17 protein-coding genes are annotated in these 18877 nt (G+C 69.8%); 9 read left to right on the top strand and 8 right to left on the bottom strand.

All coding sequences use genetic code 11. The annotated features are described in order from the left end of the window. Positions 1–14: 14 nt before the first annotated feature. The gene (locus ACO0LV_RS04305) at positions 15–518 is read right to left on the bottom strand and encodes a zinc-binding dehydrogenase (RefSeq protein ID WP_424786633.1); all 504 of its coding nucleotides are present in this window, start codon (positions 516–518) and stop codon (positions 15–17) included. A gap of 308 nt (positions 519–826) precedes the next feature. Here ACO0LV_RS04305 and ACO0LV_RS04310 point away from each other — a divergent pair, with 308 nt between their 5' ends. From ACO0LV_RS04310 to ACO0LV_RS04320, 3 genes are all read left to right on the top strand, one after another. Continuing rightward, positions 827–1366 (top strand): NAD(P)H-dependent oxidoreductase, encoded by a 540-nt coding sequence (locus ACO0LV_RS04310; RefSeq protein WP_424786634.1) that lies wholly within the window; start codon positions 827–829, stop codon positions 1364–1366. Positions 1367–1435: 69 nt separating this feature from the next. Beyond that, positions 1436–1978 carry a DinB family protein gene (locus ACO0LV_RS04315; protein ID WP_424786635.1) on the top strand — a complete coding sequence of 181 codons (543 nt, stop codon included), beginning with the start codon at positions 1436–1438 and terminating at the stop codon, positions 1976–1978. 81 nt (positions 1979–2059) lie between these two features. Continuing rightward, entirely contained in the window at positions 2060–3661 is a 1602-nt protein-coding gene (locus ACO0LV_RS04320; RefSeq protein WP_424786636.1) for a Na+/H+ antiporter NhaC family protein, read from the top strand. 88 nt (positions 3662–3749) lie between these two features. Here ACO0LV_RS04320 and ACO0LV_RS04325 read toward each other — a convergent pair whose 3' ends face one another. From ACO0LV_RS04325 to ACO0LV_RS04335, 3 genes are all read right to left on the bottom strand, one after another. Further along, complete coding sequence (locus ACO0LV_RS04325; protein WP_424786637.1) at positions 3750–4166, bottom strand: YccF domain-containing protein; 417 nt, start codon at positions 4164–4166, stop codon at positions 3750–3752. A 40-nt stretch (positions 4167–4206) separates the two neighbouring features. Beyond that, positions 4207–5421 (bottom strand): MFS transporter, encoded by a 1215-nt coding sequence (locus tag ACO0LV_RS04330; RefSeq protein ID WP_424786638.1) that lies wholly within the window; start codon positions 5419–5421, stop codon positions 4207–4209. A gap of 68 nt (positions 5422–5489) precedes the next feature. After that, a complete protein-coding gene (locus ACO0LV_RS04335; RefSeq protein ID WP_424786639.1) occupies positions 5490–6599 on the bottom strand; it encodes a flavin-containing monooxygenase in 1110 nt (369 codons plus the stop codon). A gap of 73 nt (positions 6600–6672) precedes the next feature. Between ACO0LV_RS04335 and ACO0LV_RS04340 the strand changes: the two genes are divergently transcribed. The 5 genes from ACO0LV_RS04340 (at position 6673) to ACO0LV_RS04360 (ending at position 9386) form a co-directional block, all read left to right on the top strand. Continuing rightward, positions 6673–7005: an ArsR/SmtB family transcription factor gene (locus ACO0LV_RS04340; RefSeq protein WP_424786640.1), complete on the top strand. Its 333-nt coding sequence runs from the start codon at positions 6673–6675 to the stop codon at positions 7003–7005. A gap of 118 nt (positions 7006–7123) precedes the next feature. Next, positions 7124–7555: a YciI family protein gene (locus tag ACO0LV_RS04345; protein WP_424786641.1), complete on the top strand. Its 432-nt coding sequence runs from the start codon at positions 7124–7126 to the stop codon at positions 7553–7555. Positions 7556–7559: 4 nt separating this feature from the next. Continuing rightward, positions 7560–8702, top strand: coding sequence for an RNA polymerase sigma factor (locus ACO0LV_RS04350; RefSeq protein WP_424786642.1), 1143 nt, complete (start codon positions 7560–7562; stop codon positions 8700–8702). 46 nt (positions 8703–8748) lie between these two features. Further along, on the top strand, positions 8749–8994 hold the full coding sequence (locus tag ACO0LV_RS04355) for a type II toxin-antitoxin system VapB family antitoxin (protein WP_424786643.1): 246 nt from the start codon (positions 8749–8751) through the stop codon (positions 8992–8994). Further along, positions 8991–9386 (top strand): type II toxin-antitoxin system VapC family toxin, encoded by a 396-nt coding sequence (locus ACO0LV_RS04360; RefSeq protein ID WP_424786644.1) that lies wholly within the window; start codon positions 8991–8993, stop codon positions 9384–9386. Before ACO0LV_RS04355 ends, ACO0LV_RS04360 begins: the two co-directional genes overlap by 4 nt. A 53-nt stretch (positions 9387–9439) precedes the next feature. Here ACO0LV_RS04360 and ACO0LV_RS04365 read toward each other — a convergent pair whose 3' ends face one another. The 4 genes from ACO0LV_RS04365 to ACO0LV_RS04380 form a co-directional block, all read right to left on the bottom strand. Continuing rightward, positions 9440–10459 (bottom strand): hypothetical protein, encoded by a 1020-nt coding sequence (locus tag ACO0LV_RS04365; RefSeq protein ID WP_424786645.1) that lies wholly within the window; start codon positions 10457–10459, stop codon positions 9440–9442. 156 nt (positions 10460–10615) lie between these two features. Then, positions 10616–10909: a hypothetical protein gene (locus ACO0LV_RS04370; protein WP_424786646.1), complete on the bottom strand. Its 294-nt coding sequence runs from the start codon at positions 10907–10909 to the stop codon at positions 10616–10618. A 512-nt stretch (positions 10910–11421) separates the two neighbouring features. Beyond that, a complete protein-coding gene (locus ACO0LV_RS04375) occupies positions 11422–14724 on the bottom strand; it encodes a UvrD-helicase domain-containing protein (RefSeq protein ID WP_424786647.1) in 3303 nt (1100 codons plus the stop codon). After that, positions 14721–17789 (bottom strand): PD-(D/E)XK nuclease family protein, encoded by a 3069-nt coding sequence (locus ACO0LV_RS04380; protein WP_424786648.1) that lies wholly within the window; start codon positions 17787–17789, stop codon positions 14721–14723. The genes ACO0LV_RS04375 and ACO0LV_RS04380 overlap by 4 nt, the downstream gene beginning before the upstream one ends. Before the next feature lie 316 nt (positions 17790–18105). Between ACO0LV_RS04380 and ACO0LV_RS04385 the strand changes: the two genes are divergently transcribed. Further along, positions 18106–18877, top strand: a 772-nt coding sequence (locus ACO0LV_RS04385; protein ID WP_424786649.1) for an IS1634 family transposase, incomplete at its 3' end; no start/stop codon positions are given.

Here is an 18877-nt window from a genome sequence, read left to right on the forward strand (position 1 = left end):
TGCTGAGCAGGCCTCTACCCACCGAGACGCACGAGAAGCTTGCCGGTATTGGCACCGCGGAACAGGCTCAGGAACGCCGCCGGAGCGTTCTCCAGTCCCTCCACCACGGTGTTCTCGGCGCGCAGGGAACCGTCGGCCAACCACCCCGTGGCTCGTTCGACGTATTCGCTGGTGCGGTCCGCGTGGTCGCTGACGATCATCCCGCGCAGGCTCAACCGCCGCGGAAGGGTGCGGTAGAAGTTGGCCGGGCCCCGGACCGGGCCGGTGGCGTTGTACCCGCTGATCGCACCCACGATCGCGACGCGTCCGTTCCGGCGCAGGGCGCCGAGCGCCGCCTCGAGGTGCTCACCACCCACGAGGTCGATGTAGACGTCGATGCCCTCGGGTGCGAGGGTGCCGAGTTGGCCGGCAACGTCCCCGGCGGTGTAGTCGATCGCGGCGTCGAAGCCGAAGTCCGCAACCGCCCGGGCGGCCTTGGCAGCCCCGCCGGCGGAGCCGATCGCCCGCAGCGTCCTCACCCGGGTCATCCTCGCCGTCACCGACCACGAGCCGGCAGCGGCAGTCCGATGACGATCAGTCACCCGGGTCAACCCGGCACTGCGCTGTGGCTGTACGCCCATCCCCGCCCCGGGTCGTTGAACGAGCGGCTCTTCCACGCCGGCGTCGACGCGCTCTCCGAGCGCTATCGGGTGCAGACCTCCGACCTGCATCGGCAGCGTTTCGACCCCGTGCTCAGTAGGCCGATCTCGGGGAGTTCGCGGACCAGCCAGGCAACATCGCCGAGCTGGCCGGCGAGGCGTACACGCGGGGTCAGCCCCCGGCCGATGTGGCTGCCGAGCAAGCCAAGCTCGCCGCCGCCGAGATGGTCATCATCCAGTTCCCGCTGTGGTGGTACGGCCCCCCGGCGATCCTCAAAGGATGGTTCGACCGCGTCCTCACCGCGGGGTTCGCCCACGGTGACCTCGATCCCGACCTCGGCGTGCCGCGGCGCTACGGTGACGGGGGCCTGGCCGGACGCCGAGCGCTCATCGTGGTGACCGCCGGGGAGGACGCACGCTCGATCGGTCCGCGCGGGATCAGCGGCGATCTGGACTCGCTCCTGTTCCCCATCACCCACGGGACCCTCTGGTACGTCGGGATCGAAACGCTGGATCTGCACGTGGTCTATGACGCCGACACCCTGGGTGATGCCGAAGTGGAGCGGGAGGTGCAGCGGCTGCGCGCACGGATGCGCACGGTCGCAGAGGAGCCGGCCCGGCGATTCCGGACGCTGCACGAGGGCGACTACCACGGCACCCGGGCCCTGCGCCCCGATCTGCTGCCCGGCCGCACCGACCTGGGCATCCACCTCGCCCCGATCGGCTAGCGGGCGGGCAAGCACCGGCGCCCGGGAAAACCCTGGGCCGCGCACCCTCCCTCCCCTACGCTCACGTTCATGACCGCCGTCGATGAGCAGGGCCGCCCCGAACCGCCGATGAACACCGATGAGGCGGGAACGCTGCTGGGGTTCCTGGAGTTCCACCGGGCCACGCTGGCCTGGAAGTGCGACGGGCTGGACGCAGCCGGGCTGAACACCACCATCGGTTCCTCCACGATGACGCTGGGCGGGATGCTCAAGCACCTGGCTTTCGTAGAGGACTTCTGGTTCGGCTATCGCATGGCCGGTCGCGAGCCCGCACCGCCGTGGGATACCGCCGACTGGGACGCCGACCCGGACTGGGACTGGCACTCCGCCGTCCGGGACAGCCCGCAGGAACTGCACCGGCTGTGGCGGGAGGCGGTTCAGCGGTCCCGGGACCTGGTCACCGAACTGATGGCCGACGACGGCGACCTCGCCCAGGTAGCGAAGCGTCCTTTTGCCGATGGTGGCGCCGTGAGCCTGCGGTGGGTCCTGGTGCACATGGTGGAGGAGTACGCCCGCCACAACGGTCATGCCGACCTGCTCCGCGAGGCCGTGGACGGGCGCACCGGCGAGTAACGATCGGGACAGCCCCGGCCCATCCCCTCCCGCGTCCGCCCTCGCGGTACTACTATCGCGCTCACCGGAAGGCGGACGATGATGACCGAGAACTATCCGATCCTGACGCTCATCCCCCCGTTGCTGGCCATCGGCCTGGCGATCGCCACCAGGAAGGTGCTGATCAGCCTGGGCCTGGGCGTGCTCGCCGCCGCGATCCTGATCGCCGAGTTCGACCCGCTCGCCACGTTGCGCGAGGTCTGGTCGTCATTCGCGGTGATCTTCTGGGACGAGGGCGCGGTCAACACCTGGTACGTCTACATCCTCATCTTCCTGTTGCTGCTCGGGGCGATCGCCGCGTTCATCATGATGTCCGGCGGCACCCGCGCACTGGCGGACTGGGCGATCACCCGGGTCACGAGCCGGCGCGGAGCCCAAGGGGTGCCGGCGGTGCTCGGGCTGATCATCTTCATCGACGACTACTTCAATGCCCTGGCGGTGGGCCAGGTCAGCCGCCCGGTGACGGACAAGCACCGGGTCTCCCGGGCGAAACTCGCCTACATCGTGGACTCCACCTCAGCGCCGGTGGCGGTACTGGCGCCGTTCTCCAGCTGGGGCGCCTACATCATGGGTCTGATCGCCCCGCTGGTGGCCGCCTCCGCTCTGACCATGGGCAGCCTGGAGGCGTTCCTGCGCGCCGCGGCCGCGAACTTCTACGCGATCGCCGCCGTCGTGCTGGTCTGGGTGATCGTTCTGCTCCGCCTGGACGTGGGGCCGATGCGCAAGGAGGAACGCCGCGCGCTGACCGAGGGAAAGGTCTACGCCGACGGCGCCACGATCCCCGGTGAACTGGCCGAGGACCTGCCGGTGCACTACCCCGGCGTGCGGCGGGCGCTGGTCGTTCCGTTCCTGGCCCTGGTCCTGGGAGTGTTCGCCGGGCTGACCCTCACCGGCTACCGCGCCGCCGGCACCTGGGACTGGGTGGCGATCCTGGCCGACACCGACGCCTCGGCCGCGCTGGTGCTCGGCGGACTCATCGGGCTGGCCTTCGCGCTCTACTACTACTTCCGCAACACCTCGAGGAACCCGGACTTCTCCGCGTCCGAATTCGGTCGCGGGTGGCTCGAGGGCATCAAGTCGATGCTGCCGGCCATCGCGATCCTGCTCCTGGCCTGGACCCTCGGTGACCTGATCGGGGCGCTGGGCACCGGTGAGTATCTCGGCGACCTGGTCGAGCGAGCCGACATGCCCCCGGCCTGGCTGATCCCGGTGATGTTCGTCGTCGCCTCCTTGATCGCGTTCGCCACGGGCACGTCCTGGGGTTCGTTCGGCCTGCTGCTGCCGATCGCCGGGGCGATCATGACCTCGGTGAACCAGCCGGAGCTGTTGCTGCCGGCCTTCGGTGCGGTGCTGGCCGGGGCGGTGCTGGGTGATCACGTCTCCCCGATCTCGGACACCACGATCCTATCCTCGACCGGGGCCGGCGCCAACGTCATCACCCACGTGGTGACCCAGGTGCCCTATGCGATCGCCGCAGGGGTCGCGGCCCTGGCCGGTTACGCGGTGCTGGCACTGACCGGCAGCGTCCTGGCCGGGCTTGCCGCCACGTTCGCGGCCATCGCCGCCTTCGTCCTCATCGGGCGCGCCCGCTCCACACCGCTGGACGAGCAGGTGACCACCGACCGCACCATCGCCCGCGGGTGAGGGCCCGGGCACCGCACGCCGCCGTGCACTGACTTCTCACCACCGACGACGGCGACCGGCACCTGCCGGCAGTCCGCCGAAACCCTGGTCAGGGGTGCCCGGGCGCCGCGGCGAAGGGGTCCTCCCCGCGCGAGCGAACCGGGACGATCCGCTGACCCAGCGGCAAGAACGCCAACGGCACCATCTTCCAGCACGCGATCCCGAACGGGATGCCCACGATGGTCAGGCACAGCAACAACCCGGCGATCAGGTGACCGATCGCCAGCTCCCAGCCCAGCAGCACGATCCAGAGGATGTTGCCGATCACGGCCAGGACCCCGAAGTCGGCCCGGAACTCGGTGCGGCGCCCGAACGGCCACAGCACGTAACTCGCCAGCCGGAAGGAGGCGATGCCGAAGGGGATGGTGATGATCAGGACGCACGCGATCACCCCCGCGATCACGTACGCCAGCGCCAGCCACCAGCCGGCCAGGATGAACCACAGCACGTTCCCGAGCGTTCGCATGGCCTAACGGTAACGCTGACACGGCGCTCCCGCGGGAGCGTCAACTGCTCGCGGTCGTGATACCGAGGGGCGGCCCGGGCCCGCGATCGAGCAGCGCGGCGACCAGGGCGCCGATCAGGCTGAGCACGCCCATCACACCGAACGCCGCGGCGTAGTTTCCGAGCAGATCGGCCAGCACCGTCCCGGCCCAGGGGGCGAGCGCCACGGTCACCGTGATGGGCGCGGAGAGCACGCCCGTCAGCCGGCCGTAGTGGGCGGCGCCCCACCGGTCGCTGACGGCGGTGGCGTGGACGAGGGTGAACAGTCCTCTGGCGACCCCGGCACCGACGGCTGAGAGGATCAGCGCCGTGGGCGAGCTGAACACACCGAGGGCCGCGATGCTCAGCGCGACGGCGAGGAGGATCGCCACCGTTCGGGCGCGCACGCCGACGCGGGCGGACAGTGCGGGATAGGCAAGGCGCCCCACCACCTGCCCTGCGCCGCCCAGACCCAGCGCCAGGGCAGCGGAACGGGCATCCATCCCCCGCTCGAGCAGCAGTGGCACGAGGTTGATCAGGGCTGCGAACGCCGCGAGCCCGGCAAGGACCAGGGCGGTGACGACGGCGACGAAGCGCGGGCTACCCACGATGCGGGCGGGGGAGTCCGTCCCCGCAGCGTCGACGCTCTCCCGGCCCGGCGGGGTATCCGGGGCCGGCCACGGGGCGCGCAGACCCCACCAGTGGGCCGGCACGGTCACCACCAGCAGGATGACCGCCAGGGTGAGGTAGACGCCCCGCCAGGTCAGGTGTTCCTGCAGTGCGGCGGTCAATGGCGCGAACACCGTGCTGGCCAGCCCGCCCGCCAAGGTCAGGATGGTCAGGGCGCGGACACGGTCGGGCCCGTACCAGCGGGCGATCGCGGTGAAGGCCGGTGGGTAGAGCACCCCGGCCATCGCGACGCCCGCGACCAGCCACCCGCCGGCGAAGGCGACCTGGTTCGGCGCCAGCGCGATCAGCACGAGCGCGGCGACGGCCAGCACCGAACCACCGGCCATGATCCGGCGCGGCCCGCTGACGTCCAGCCGGCGACCGAGCGGGATCCCCACGCCGGCCGAGATCAGAAGGCCGGCGGAGAAGGCGCCGGTGATCGCCGTCGTCGACCATCCGGTCCCGGCGGCGATGCCGGTGGCCAGCACCGGGAAGGCGTAGTAGAGCACCCCCCAACTGACGATCTGGGTGCCGCACAGCACACTCAGCACTCGCCGTCGTCCGTGCACCACCCCAGGTGACGCCGTAGCTCCGGCGCCGGATGCTGCCGTAGCTCCGGCGCCGGATGCTGCCGGACTCACGCCGCGGACATGCTCGGGCGCACCTGATGCGCCGCGGTCGCCTTCCAGGATCCTCGGATGTGCGCGGCCAGCGGCGCCATCACGTGCTCGGCGTCGCGGTGCACCCCGCGCAGGGTGTTGGAGGAGAAGGAGCGCTGGAACTCCAGGCCCAGGTAGGCCAGCCCCATGTGGGTCATGGACAACCCGCCAGCGTGCAGCGGGGCGCCGGTCTGGTCCAGCGCGCCCAGGGGCCGCAGGTACTCCAGCGCAGGGCGGTAGCCGGTGGCGAACAGCACCGCGTCGACCTGCTCACGGCTGCCGTCGGACCACTCGATGCCGTCGTCGGTGAACCGGGTGAACATCGGCCGCCGGTCCAGGAGCCCGGTGGCGAAGGCCTGCTGGTAACCGCCGGTGTCGATCACCAGGGTGGCGGTGACCAGTTGCGCCAACCAGTACGGCGGCAGCAGGTCGAACCCGGTCTCGACCAGGGCGTGGTGCAGGTCCAGACCGTTGATCCGCTGCTCCCAGAACTGCAACGGCTGGCGGGAGGCGAGCGTCACGGTGGCCGTGCGCGCCAACTCGACGGCGACCTGGACCGCAGAGTTGCCGCCCCCGACCACGATCACCCGCTTTCCCTGGTACTCGCTGGGATCACGGTAGTCGGCCACATGCGCCATGGTGCCGGCGAAGGTCTCCGAGCCTGGCAACGTCGGCAGATGCGGGTTGGCGAACGAACCGCTGGCGGCGACCAGGGCGGGGGCGGCGAGGGTGTCCCCGCCCGTGGTGTGCACCGCGAAACCATCGCCGTCGGACTCGACCGCGCGCACCCTGGTGTTGGTACGGATCTCCACGTCCAGGCTCTCGGCGTAGTTCTCCAGGTAGGTGACCACCTCATCGCGAGTGGGGTAGCGATCACCATCCCCGGGGAAGGCGAATCCGGGGAATCCGCTGAACTGCGCCGGCGAGAACAGGGCGAGGCTGTTGTAGTAGTGGGGCCAGGAACCGACTGCTCGCTCCCCTGCCTCCAGCACGATCGGGCGAAGGTGGTGGTCCCGTGCCGCGCGCGCCGCGGCGAGGCCGGACTGCCCGCCGCCGATGATCAGGACTGTCTGCTGTGGTGTGCTCATGGGCCCAACATATCGACATTTCCCGAAACGTCAATACGTTTTCGGGTACGATCTGAGCAGGAGGAATGAGCAGATGGCACAGGCAGTGGTTGCGACCGGCGCGGACCCCGAGACGATGCCCGCGGAGCTCCAGCCCGGCACGCACGACTTCCTCAAGGCGCTCGCCAGCCCCACCAGGCAGCGCATCATGCTGCTGTTCTTCGACGGCGCGGAGTTGTCCGTCGGAGAGGTGGCCGGGCGGGCCGGCGTGAGCCAATCCACGGCTTCGGAGCACCTGGCCCTGATGCGCCGCGGCGGTGTGGTCACCTCCGTTCGCGAGGGGAAGATCATCCGTTATCGCGGTGACCGCGACGGGATCAGGGCCGCCCTGGCCGACCTGCAGGCCTACCTGGAAGTCTGCTGCTGACCTGCGCCCCGCGTCCTGATGCTTCCGCGGAAGCCCCCGATGTCGAATCCGGCAATCCGGTTCCGTCTACCAGGTGAGGGCGGCACAATGGCCGCCACCGACACAGAGGGAGCCGACCATGGCCAAGTATCTGTTGCTCAAGCACTACCGGGGCGGACCGGAGCCCACTGCACCCGCGGTGCCGATGGATCAGTGGAGCGAGCAGGAGATCACCGATCACGTGGCGTTCATGGACCACGTGGCTCAGGTGCTCACCGAACGCGGGGAGTTCGTCGATTCCCAGGCGCTGTCCCCTCAGGGCACCTTCGTGCGCTTTGACGCCCAGGGCAAGGCCCCGGTGACCGACGGCCCGTTCGCGGAGACCAAGGATCTCATCGCCGGGTGGATGATCATCGACGTGGAATCGCAGGAGCGTGCCCACGAGGCGGCGGCGTTCCTCTCTTCCGCGCCGGGACCGGGTGGCAGGCCGCTGCAGGAGTGGATCGAGGTGCGCCCGTTCCTGACCCAGCAGGCCAGCGACGTGGAGACCTGGATGTCCGCGGCGCAGTAGCGCGATGATCGACGACGACGGCGCTCGCCTGCACGAGCTGGGTCCCCACGCGCTGGGGGTGCTGGTGCGCCGCGGCGCTGACTTCGCCTCCGCCGAGGACGCCGTCCAGGAGGCACTGCTCGAGGCGGTGCGACGGTGGCCGGCCGCCCACCCGGAGAAACCCCGGGGGTGGCTGGTCACCGTCGCCTGGCGCAAGTACACCGACGCGGTGCGCGCCGACGCCGCCCGTGCCCGCCGGGAGGAGCGCGAGCACGTCACACCCGCGCCGGGACCGGCGCAGCAGGCCGATGACACCTTGCTGCTGTTGTTCCTGGCCGCCCACCCGGTGCTCACCCCGGCCTCGGCGGTGGCGCTGACGCTGCGTGCGGTGGCGGGGCTGACCACGGCGCAGATCGCCCGGGCCTACCTGGTGCCGGAGGCCACCATGGCCCAACGGATCAGCCGTGCCAAGGCCGCCCTGCGGGGGAAGCGACTGAATGAACCCGGTGACCTGGGCACCGTGTTGAAGGTGCTCTACCTGATCTTCAACGAAGGCTATGACGGGCAGGTGGACCTGGCTGCCGAGGCCATCCGTCTGACGCGACAGGCCGCCGCCGCGAGCGAGGAGCCGGAGGTTGCCGGCCTGCTGGCGCTGATGCTGATCCACCACGCCCGCCGGGCTACCCGTCATACCGACAGCGGTGACCTCATCCCGTTGGCACAGCAGGACCGCTCAGCCTGGAACACCACCCTCATCGCCGAAGGCGTGCGGATCCTGCAGCACGCGCTGGCGAAGGACCGGCTCGGGGAGTACCAGGCGCAGGCCGCGATCGCCGCGCTGCACGCCGACGCCCGATCGGCCGAGGAGACCGACTGGCCCCAGATCCTGCAGTGGTACGACGAACTCACAACCCTCACCGACAGCCCTGTCGTGGCACTCAACCGGGCGGTCGCGCTCGGTCAGGTCGACGGTCCACTCACCGGCCTACGCGCTGCTGAAGCCGTCCGGCAGGATGTCCCACGACTGGCCGCCGTGCGCGCCTACCTCCACGAACGTGCCGGGAACTCCGAGCAAGCCCGCACTCTCTACCTGGAGGCGGCTCAGGCTGCGAGCAGCATCCCCGAGCGCGATCACCTCACCCGCCAAGCCGCCCGGCTGCAGCCATAGCCGCGAGGAAGAACGCTATATAGACATCTTCCTGATAGAGTGCCCTATGGCCCTGAACATCAAGGACCCAGAAACAGACCGGCTGGCTCGCGAGTTGTCCGCGGCCACCGGCGAGTCCATCACGGTCGCTACCCGACAAGCCCTCCAGGAACGCCTCGAGCGGGTCCGACGGCAACCGTCCAAGGGCCACGACCTCTCCGAGATCATCAATCGCGGCCGGGCCAGGCGGAACATGGACGATCGCACGGAGGACGAAATCCTCGGTTACGACGCCGCTGGGCTACCCGCGTGATCGCGGTCGATTCCTCGGCCCTCGTCGCGATCGTTCTCGGCGAACCCGAGGCCGAGACAATGCTCCACGCTCTTCAGCGCAAGCCCGCGATCCTCAACTCAGCGACGTTGGTCGAGTCCTCGATCGTCGTCGAGGCCCGGCAAGGTCCCGACGCCACACGCGACCTCGATCTGCTCATCGCAGGTGCGATCGATGAGGTCGTGCCCTTCGACCTTGCCCACGCCCAGGCTGCCCTGGAGGCATGGCGAAGGTTTGGAAAGGGCCGCCACCCGGCCGCTCTGAACTACGGCGACTGCCTCGCCTACGCCACCGCCCGCGTCCATGATGCTCCGCTGCTCTTCAAAGGCGAGGACTTTCCCAAGACCGATATCCCGGCCGCGAGCCCCAACTGACCCCGCAGCCGGCAGTCTCTCCACGACAGGTACGGTGACGGGCGGTCACACCCTCATCCACCCCCCGTGCGGCGCACGTACGTCTCCACCCCGCCGGTGCCGGTGCGTTCCCACACACTGTGCAGCATGGGAATCGTCCCCGACGTGACCACGCCGCGCCAGCGGTAACTGGTGGGCCAGCGTCGGAACACCGGCATCACCGTGGTGACCAGGCGCATCAGGAGTGGCAACTTCCCCGGACGCCACCGCTCGGTGACGTCCAGGTCCGCGGTGACCTCGCCGTCGTCCCGCCTCAACGACCAGGATCCCCCGGTGAGGCGCACGTCGTCGACCCGCACATGCCACCTGCCCTGCTCCCGGGTGCCGGGAGCGATCGCGGTCAGGTCCGGCATCGCGGGGTCCAGGACGAGGTGCGCGGCGTGTCCTGCGGCGCGGGAGGTGAGCACAGCGGTCCCATCGGCGCCGGCGTTGACGACCGGCAGGTCCTGCAGCGCGCCCTCGTGTGCGCGGCCCAGGGTGGTTGCGAGCAACGGTGCGGCGTACTTGATCAGCAACCGCCGGTGCAACCCGGCTCCAGGCAACCGCCCGATAGCCGCCTGTTCACCGTCGATTCGCAGCACCGGCGCCGTGCGCGTGCGGTGGACCAGGTCGAAGGCCGGCATCCACACCAGCAGCAGCGACTCCGGCTCGGCGATCGCAGCGCTGACGGGCGCCAGCAGGCCGGCGCGGCGCCGGGGCTTTCCATCCCGGTCATCAACGTGTACCTCGATCTGGCGTCCGTCGACGTCGGTGAGACTCGCGCGGGCCAGCACACCGTCCGGGGCTACCCGCAACTGCGCGACGTCGAAGGGAGTGGACTGCCACGCGCCGGTGCCCCCGCCGAGGTGGTACCTGCTGCGGTCGAGCCGCAAGGCGGGGTCGAAGTAGTAGTCCACCCGCCGGTCGGCCCGCCGGGACAGGAACGCCAGCATTCCGGTGCCGTGGGCCTCGTCGTCGAACCACTGAAGTTCCAGGCCGTCATAGACCGGGTGGTCGGTGAACTCGCAGTTGAGCATCGCTGCGACCGTTTCCACCTGCAGGCTCAACGGGCTGTGGGCCATACCCCATCGAATCACGGCTCGAGCCGGCTGGCGTGGGTCCAAAGGCCCGCAGAACGGCGCCCCGGGGGGTCTCATTCTCCTGGTGGGCACGCCGCCCCCGTGGGCGTGCCGAGCCTGCCCCGTGCCCGGTCAGGTGGAGTAGACCTGATGCAAGTTGCGATAGACCGGCTCTTCGTCGGCCAGGCTGCGCAACTTGGCGGCGAAGCCGGCGGTGACCTCGCGGGCGTTGTTCTCCTCGGCCTGCTCCAGCGAGGCAAAGTCCACCGCCAGGACGTGGCGGCCGGAACGGTCGGCGTCGATGAACAACCGGGCGCCGAGGTAGCCGGGAGCCCGCTCGGACTCCTCGGCGTCCCACGTGGCGATGTGATCGCGCAGAGCCTGCTCGTCTGCACCGTCGACTTCGATGATCTGTGTGAACTTCATGGTGATTTCCCTATCCCGTGACCTGCGAGATGAAACGCACGTAGTCCCCATGCGCTCTGCCGCCGCCGAGGTCACGGCGGCGGATCCCCTGGCCAGGTCACGGTCAAGGCCAGCGTTGCCCCGTCGTCGTCGGCGTGGGCTTTGTCGGCACCGATGATCGGGCCGTAGTAGGTCTTGAAGAAGTCCCGGAACTCATCCCGGCGACTTGTGGACGGGCAGGTACTCCTTGCGGGTACGTACGTTGGTGACCCGGTCGGCGAACAACTCCTGCAGATGCGCCTCGTCGCCCGACAGGGGCACCGGCTGAGCACCCGCTAGCGGGGGGCACGAGGGCTTGACGGCGGCCATCAGGTGGCCGAGGAACCCCTCAGGTTCCAGGCGACCGAGGCTACCAGCGGGATGGGCGGTGCGAAAGAGTCCGGAGCAGCAGGGATCAGGCCGAGCCCACGACGACCAGGGGGGAACAAAGGGAAGGACAACGGTGTGCCGAGGACCCCGGTCCCGGCACAGCCCTACTGCACAGGCACCTCGCGCGCCACCGCCCCCTCGGGGTGCAGGAACAGAAGTACGCAGCGCACGCGCCGGCCGGTAGCCCGGGACAGGCACGTGGCGTAGGCCTGCATCTGCGGTTGGTAGTAGGCGATGCGGGACTCGATCGCGGCCGCAGGGACCGCGTCGGTCTTATAGTCCACGATGACGAGGCCCCCACTGCCGTCGTCGTAGACCAGGTCCACGTAGCCTTCCAGGATCGTGCCGTCCTCCTGGGTGGTGCCCACGTACGTCTCTCGCCAGTGACGGCGGGTGGCGGCTTCGCGCACCACCTCGGACTGCACCGCTGACTTCACGAGGGCAGCGACCAGTTCCTGGTGCTCAGTGACGCCCTCGGCCACGCACTGGGCATCGACCGCCGCGTCCGGAACCTGCCCTGCGCCCAGGTCCACGCTTTGCAGCACCCCGTGCACGGCCCGGCCGATCGCCGAGCCGTACCGTCCCTTGGACCACGGCGGCAGCACCAGGTCCCGCTGGGCCTTGTGGGAGCCCGGGTCCGCATCGGTCAGCACCACGGTGGGCTCGGTCCCCTCCAGCCCCGAGGCCACCATGGCCGCGTCACGGTTCGCGCTGTCGCGTGCCCGATCCCGCGCGGCGACCCACTCCTGCCACGTCGGTGCCGGCACCACCTCGGTCTCCACGCGGCCGAGTGCCAGGGACTGCGAAACGGGTAGGTCCTCCAACCGCTCCGCGTTCGCAGCACCCTCGGCCGCAGCGATGACCTTCGCCGCGGTCTGCGACTTCGAACCACGGTCCCGGTGCAGGGACACCACCAGATGGTCCCGCGCCCGGGTGGCCCCGACGTAGAGCAACCGCATCCGCTCGGCAGTGTCCATTTGCTCATCGACGGGCAGCGCATCGGTGAAGTCGGAGGTTTGCAGGCGTGATGTGATGCGCACCTCGTACCCGCCCTCGGCGGGCCAGAGGAGCTGCAGTCCGCGGTTGGTCCGCGGCTGCGAGGTCATCCCGGACATGATGACCACGGGATACTCCAGGCCCTTGGAGGCGTGGATGGTGGAGATGTGCACCGCATCGACGTCGGTTTCGGGCAGCACCGATTCGCTGACCCGGGAGGATTCGTCACCCTGGTGTGCGGCCCACGCCAGGTAGGAGCGCAACCCGCCCCGGGTGACCTGTGACCACGCCCGGGCCTGGTCCACCACGAACCGCAGCCGGCGCCACACATCCCGCCGGTCCAGACCGGTGGCGGCCACCTCGAACATGCGCCGCTCGGCGACGATCGCCTCCAGCACCTGGCTCGGAGTGGACCACCGGGCCTGCCGGGCCAGCGAACGCAGCGCCTCCAGACCCGTGGCTACCGGACCGGTGCGCACCGGTTCCGGCAGTTGCTCATCGGACTGCCACCGCAAGGTGAACCTGCCGCCGTGCCGGCGCCATTCCCACAGGTCATCGTCGCCGCAGCCGAACAACGTCGAGCGCAGCGCGGTGACCAGGGACAACTCGTCGCTGAAGTCCGCGATCGCCCGCGCGCACGCCATCAGGGCCCGGATCTCAGCGGCCTGGTACACCAGCGAACTGGCCTCGGCCCGGTAGGGCACCCCCGCGTGGGTCAGGGCTGCCTCCAGATAGGACAGTGAGGTGCGGGCCGGCACCAGGACGGCGATGTCGGCCGGGCGCACGGCCCGCCACTGATCGCCCTGCTGTACCTGCCACCCCTCGGTGAGCATGAGGCGGATGGATTCTGCGACGTCGTCGGCCTCCAGGATGCGCAACCGCTCGGCGGTCAATTTCCCTTCCGGTTGCGCGTCGGCGTCGTGACCCGCGGCGCCCAGCACGGTGACCGCCGGCCCGGAGGGTGGGCCCTGGATGCGGTAGGAGTCCAGGGGTTGGTACTCCGGTTGCCGACCCTCTTCGGCGGAGATCAGTTGGGAGAACACGTGGTTCACCCAGGTCAGGATCGGGTCGAGGGTACGGAAGTTCGTGGTCAAGGACACCGCGGTGCCCAGGTGTTCCTGGGCGTTGAGGTACATGTTGATGTCCGCGCGGCGGAACCGGTAGATCGACTGTTTGGCGTCGCCGACCACGAACAACCGCCCCTCTGGGACGTGCACGCCTTGCCAGTCCGGTTCGGAAGCCTGCTCGCCGCCGGCGATGCGAACGGCGAGTTCGATCTGGATCGGGTCGGTGTCCTGGAACTCATCGAGCAGCAGCCGCTGGTAGGTGCGGTGCAGCGCGGCGCGTACCTCGGGGTTGTGGCGCAACAGGTCCCGGGTGAGCACGAGCAGGTCGTGGAACTCCAGACGGCCATCGCGCCGGCGTTCCATCGCGGCGGCCAGCACCCGTTCGGCCGTCCAGTAGGTCACCGCCCGCAGGCACCGGTCCAGCACCTTGGCGATCGCCCGCTGAGCGTCCTCGACCAAGGCGGTGCCAGCGGCGCGGACTTCGTTGATATCGCAGGACCAGTTGCGGCTGTTTCCGGTGCGTGGGCCGAACTTCAGGCCGGCGAGTTGCTGCAGCGCAGCCACCTGGGCAGCGTCGTCGCGGGCTGTGCGCAGGGCGTGGGTGGCGGAAGTGAGCACCGGAAACCGCTTGAATAGGTTGTCTTCGGCGTCGGTGCAGTGTTCGGCAAGGTCAAGTACGTCGATGGCTTGTCGTCGCACGCCGGAGGTGTCCGGGACCACCACGCGGGCCGGTGGGTGGGGCAGGATGCGGTCGGCGATCAGGTCCCAGTCGTTACCGAGGGCGCGGGCCAGGGACGGGATGTGCGTGTCGATCTTCAGGCCTGCGGCCATGCCCAGCAGCAGCGCCGGCTCCATCGACTCATCGTCCAGGAGCTCGGTGAGGATCTGGGACCACCGGTCCTCGAAGGCCACCGAGGAGGCCACCTCATCCATGACCTCCACCAGCGGCGGCAGCCCGGCGGCGATGGCGTGCTCGGTGAGGATCCGTTGGGCGAAGGAGTGCAGGGTGCCCACGGCCGCGCGGTCCAGTTCGTCCAGTGCGGCGGCGGCCCGGTCACGGTGGAGCTGGGTTTCATCGTCGATCGGTTCGGCGCGCCAGGCCTGTTGGAAGCGGGAGCGCAGCCGGTCGCGAAGTTCCGCACCGGCCTTCTCGGTGAAGGTGACGGCGGCGATGTGAGCCATGGAGACGCCGTCGTGCAGCACCAGGGTGGCGATGCGGTCCACCAGGGCCCGCGTCTTGCCCGAGCCGGCGCCGGCGTTGACGAACAGGGTCGAAGCGGTGTCGGTGGTGATCCGGTCCCGCACGGACTGGTCCCGAAGCGCCACGGCCTGGTCGGTACTCATGCGTCCTCCTGGTCCAGAGCCTCGGGTTCCAGCAGTGCCACCAGGTGGGCCAGCGCCGGGTCGTGACGTTGCCGCTCCCAGCGTTCGCGCGCGGTGGCGTGCCCGATGCCATCGGGGTTGCAGTAAGCGCACTGCACCCACATGAAGTCCGGGGTCTCGGGTGGTCGTGGTGGGAACAGGCCGGCACTGATCGACTCGGTGAGCAGATCGACGGTGGAGGCCAGCGCCTCGATCACCGGGGCGTCCACCTCGATGCCGACGTAACCGGGTTCCTTGCGCACGAACCAGTACTCGGCATGCACCGGCGAATCAGGGTTCCCGAACCGGTCGCGGGCGGCGAGCCCGTACACCGGGAGCTGCAACCGGGTGCCCCCGGCGAGGGGGTCGTCCGGCTTGATGGCCTCGAAGGATCGTCTCGACCCGGTCTTGATGTCGGTGACGTAGACCGTGCCGTCCTGGCCGAGGTCCACCTTGTCCGCGCTCCCGAGCAGCAGCACGTTGCCGTTGGGCACCTGCAGGGTGACCGGGTCGTGGCCGCCGAGCCCGAAGGGCATCTCGCTGGCAGCCACCCGGGCGGCGCGTTCGGCGCGGCGTTCATCATCGGCGTCCAACATGGCCGCCATGTCCACCTCGAGTTGGTCGCGTTCGCGGCGCCACAGCCGTGGGTGACCGGTGAGCCCGTCGGCTTCCATGGCTGCGGCTTGCTCGTGCAGGATCTCGATGAGCCGGGAGCGGTGGGCCGCGGACCATGGTTCGCCGAAGCCGGGGAGGTCATCGGCGAACTCACGGGCCAGTGCGTCGAAACTGCGGTGCACCAGGTTCCCGACCTCCATCGGGGAGATGGTGATGAGGTCTTCGGGTTGCTCGATCGGGCGCACCCCCAGCACTCGTTCGACGAAGAACGAGTGCGGGCAGGACACGTACCGCTCCAGGGCGGTGGGCGAGATGGGGCGGCGGCCGTCGCGATAGTCGGGCAGGTCTGTGCTGGCGGTGAGGTTGCCGTCGTACCGGGTGAACGCGGCACCGGCCCGGGCGCGCAGGGTCTCCTGGGCGGCATGGACGACGGCGTCGTTGAGTTGGTCGGTGGCCGCGGCCCGGGTGCGCCACTCCTGGTCGGTGGCGAGGCGTTGCCCGCGCAGGAGTTCGGCGGAGAAGGAACTGGAGGTGCTCAGTGCCCCGCCGAGGTCCCCGACCGTGTCCCAGTCGGTGGCGGCCAGGGTGTTGTCCCCGGCGAGCTCACGCAGGGTGCCCAGCAGCCAGCGGCTGGGTAGGCGGCGGGAGGAACTCCGTAGGTCCCCGCGGGGGAAGGAGGCGACGACGTGCGGTGCGGCTGCGAACGCGGCGAGCAGGTGCCGGTAGGCGGTGCCTTGCCGGTCCCGCAGGGTGGTCAAGGGGCCGACGGCGGAGCGCACCGGGTCGGGCAGCAGCGAGTCCCCGCTGGGTCGTCCGGGGTAGAGGTCCTCGCTCAGGCCCAGCACGTACACGACGTCGGCGTCGAGCCCGACGGCGTGGGACAGCGGCGCGACGAGCACGCCGTCGCCGAAGCGGCCCAGGCGGGGGATGGCCTCGCTGAGGTCGGCGTCCAGGGCTTGGCGCAGGGCCGCCAGGGAGGCGGTGGAGTCGATGTCATCGAGGATGCTCAGGGCGCCCAGCGTGGTGCGGATGGCGGCTGCGGCGTACTGCTCCTCCGGTGGGAGGGCGGTCAGGTCGCCCGGTTCGCCGAAGCAGGTGGTGATGAGGTCCTGGCACCAGGTGGCCAGGTCCGTCCAGCCGGTCATCTGGGTGGCGCGCTGGAGTTCGCCGGCCAGGTGGTGCACGAACTGCTGCAGGTCCGCCGCGGCCTGCGCCTGGGCGGTGGCGTACCGCACTGCACCGTCGCGATCGTCCTCGCGGGCCCGGTCGGCGCGCGTGTGTTGCTGCTGGATATAGCGGTCCAGGCGGGTGCGCCAGTCGGTGCCGCTCACCACCCCGGCCTCCCGGGAGATGCGTTCCCATCGGGCCACCGGCACCCGACCGCCGGTGAAGGTAAGGAACGGGGCGTCAGCCAAGGTGCGGAACAACCCGGCGCGGGGCATCTCATCAGCAGCCAGGTCAAGCAGCCCGAGGACCGCGCGGGACAGCGCGCGGTCGATGATCGGGCGCGACCCGGTGCCGTTGATCCGCACCCCGGCGTCGCGCAGGTGGTCGTGAAGCAGGGCGGCGTAGGGGTCGGCGGCGGTGTAGAGCACGGCGATTCGATGTGCCTGGGCGTTGTTGAGGTCGTCTAGGACGTGGCGCACCACGGTGCGTACTTCGTCGTCGGAGTCGGAGGTGTTCAGGATCCCGGTGGCGGTGGGCACGGGCGCGTCCAGCCGTTCGAGTGCGCCGCTTGCGATGAGTCGGTGGGACCCTTCGTCCGCGCGTGCCACCCCGCTGCTGCCGAGGAGCACCGTGACCTCGTTGTTCCTGGCGAGAGCGTGCAGGAATGACTGCTCGGCGACGGTGAGGTCTTGCGGGAGGTAGACGATCACCGCGGCGGCGAGCGGGTCGAACGGAATGTGGCCTGTCGCGGTGGTGAGGATGTCGGTGCGGTCGTACCACTGCGGGGCCATGGCGGTGACCACCTGACGGTGCAGCCGAACCAGGTCACGGCTCACCGTGCCCGCGGCGGCAACGTGATCGAGTTCGACTTCGGACAGGTCGCGCAGTTCGGTGTGCGCTTGTATCAGGGCCTGCACGGTGGCGGGATGGTCGGCGGTTTCTTCGAAGATGCCGGGGTCGGTGGCGAGCGCGCGGCGCCATCCTGCTGCGAGGACTTGGCGGGTCAGTGGGCGGCGCGGAGCCAGGATCGGGGTGGCGAGTTGTTCGGCCAGCCGTGTAGTGACGGTGATGTCGATCCCGGCGATGCCTGGCCCATGGGGCGATCCCTCGCGGGCGAGATGACGCCGGGCGACCGTGCCCGCGATATTGCTCGGCGCGAGCACCAGCACTGGGGCCATGGGGTCCTCGGCTTTGACCTGGCTGACCACCGCATGGAGCCGGTCCAGGGCCGGTAGGCCGTAGGCCGTTGTGATGTGCTGCAGCATTACCTACCCCCGCGCCGAACCGCCGTTCACCTCATTAGAACAGGCGCCGGTGACATCCGGGGACGCTTTAGCGGTCCCGTGAAGGGTCGGCTGCTTCGAGCGGGCTTCGCGCACGGTGCTCAGACCCGCTTGGCATCCCGCTACACCAAAGCGCGTGCTGAATTCGAGATTAGCCGCGTGCGCTAAAGTCGGCGCAGAGTTCGCCTGAGTTTGGACAGGTAGTGCGTCCTCGCGTGGCCGGAGGCCGCTGACCTGCGGTGTTCTGCTTCTGGACGTGGGGTTTCACGCACTAATCGGATGCGTCTAGCCTCCTGGTGTGGCGTTCATCAGGCGGGTGCGGACGAAGTCGGGGGCCACGGCCGTGCAGATCGCCGAGTACGCCCGGGGGCGGCAGCGGATCGTTAAGCATCTCGGGTCTGCGCACACTGAAGCCGAGCTTGGGGTGCTGCTGGCACGGGCTCGGGAACTGCTCGAAGACCCCGCTCAGGGCACCCTGGAGTTGGACGTGCGACCGGCGCCGGTGGCGGCGTCGCTGGTGCGACCTGCTTCTGAGCCGGCCCTGTTCGACACGCCCGTCACTGCGTCGCCGAGGGGTCGGGACGCTGCCGGCCGGGTGGTCGGCACGGACAGCCGGGTGCTGTTTGAGGCTTTGGCCGCGGTGTACGCCCAGCTGGGGTTCGGGGTGGTCGGGGATGAGGTGTTCGCCGATCTGGTGATCGCCCGGGTGGTGGAGCCGACCTCGCTGCTGGACGTCGCTCGGGTGCTGGACGACCTTGGCCAGGAGGCTGCGAGTTACAAGACGATGGGGCGCACCCTGGCCCGCGCGCAGGAGCGCGGGTATCGCGACCTGGTCGCCGGGGCCTGCTTCGAGCATGCGGTCAGCACCGGGGATGTCTCACTGATCATGTACGACGTCACGACCCTGTACTTCGAGGCCGAGAAGGAGGACGAGCTGCGCAAGGTCGGCTATTCGAAGGAACGCAGGGTGGACCCGCAGATCGTGGTCGGCCTGCTGGTCGACCGGGGTGGGTTCCCGCTGGAGATCGGCTGCTTCGAGGGGGACAAGGCAGAAACGGCCACGATCGTGC

The sequence above is a fragment of the Pseudactinotalea sp. Z1739 genome (assembly GCF_049725055.1).
Lineage (GTDB): Bacteria > Actinomycetota > Actinomycetes > Actinomycetales > Beutenbergiaceae > CALKWS01.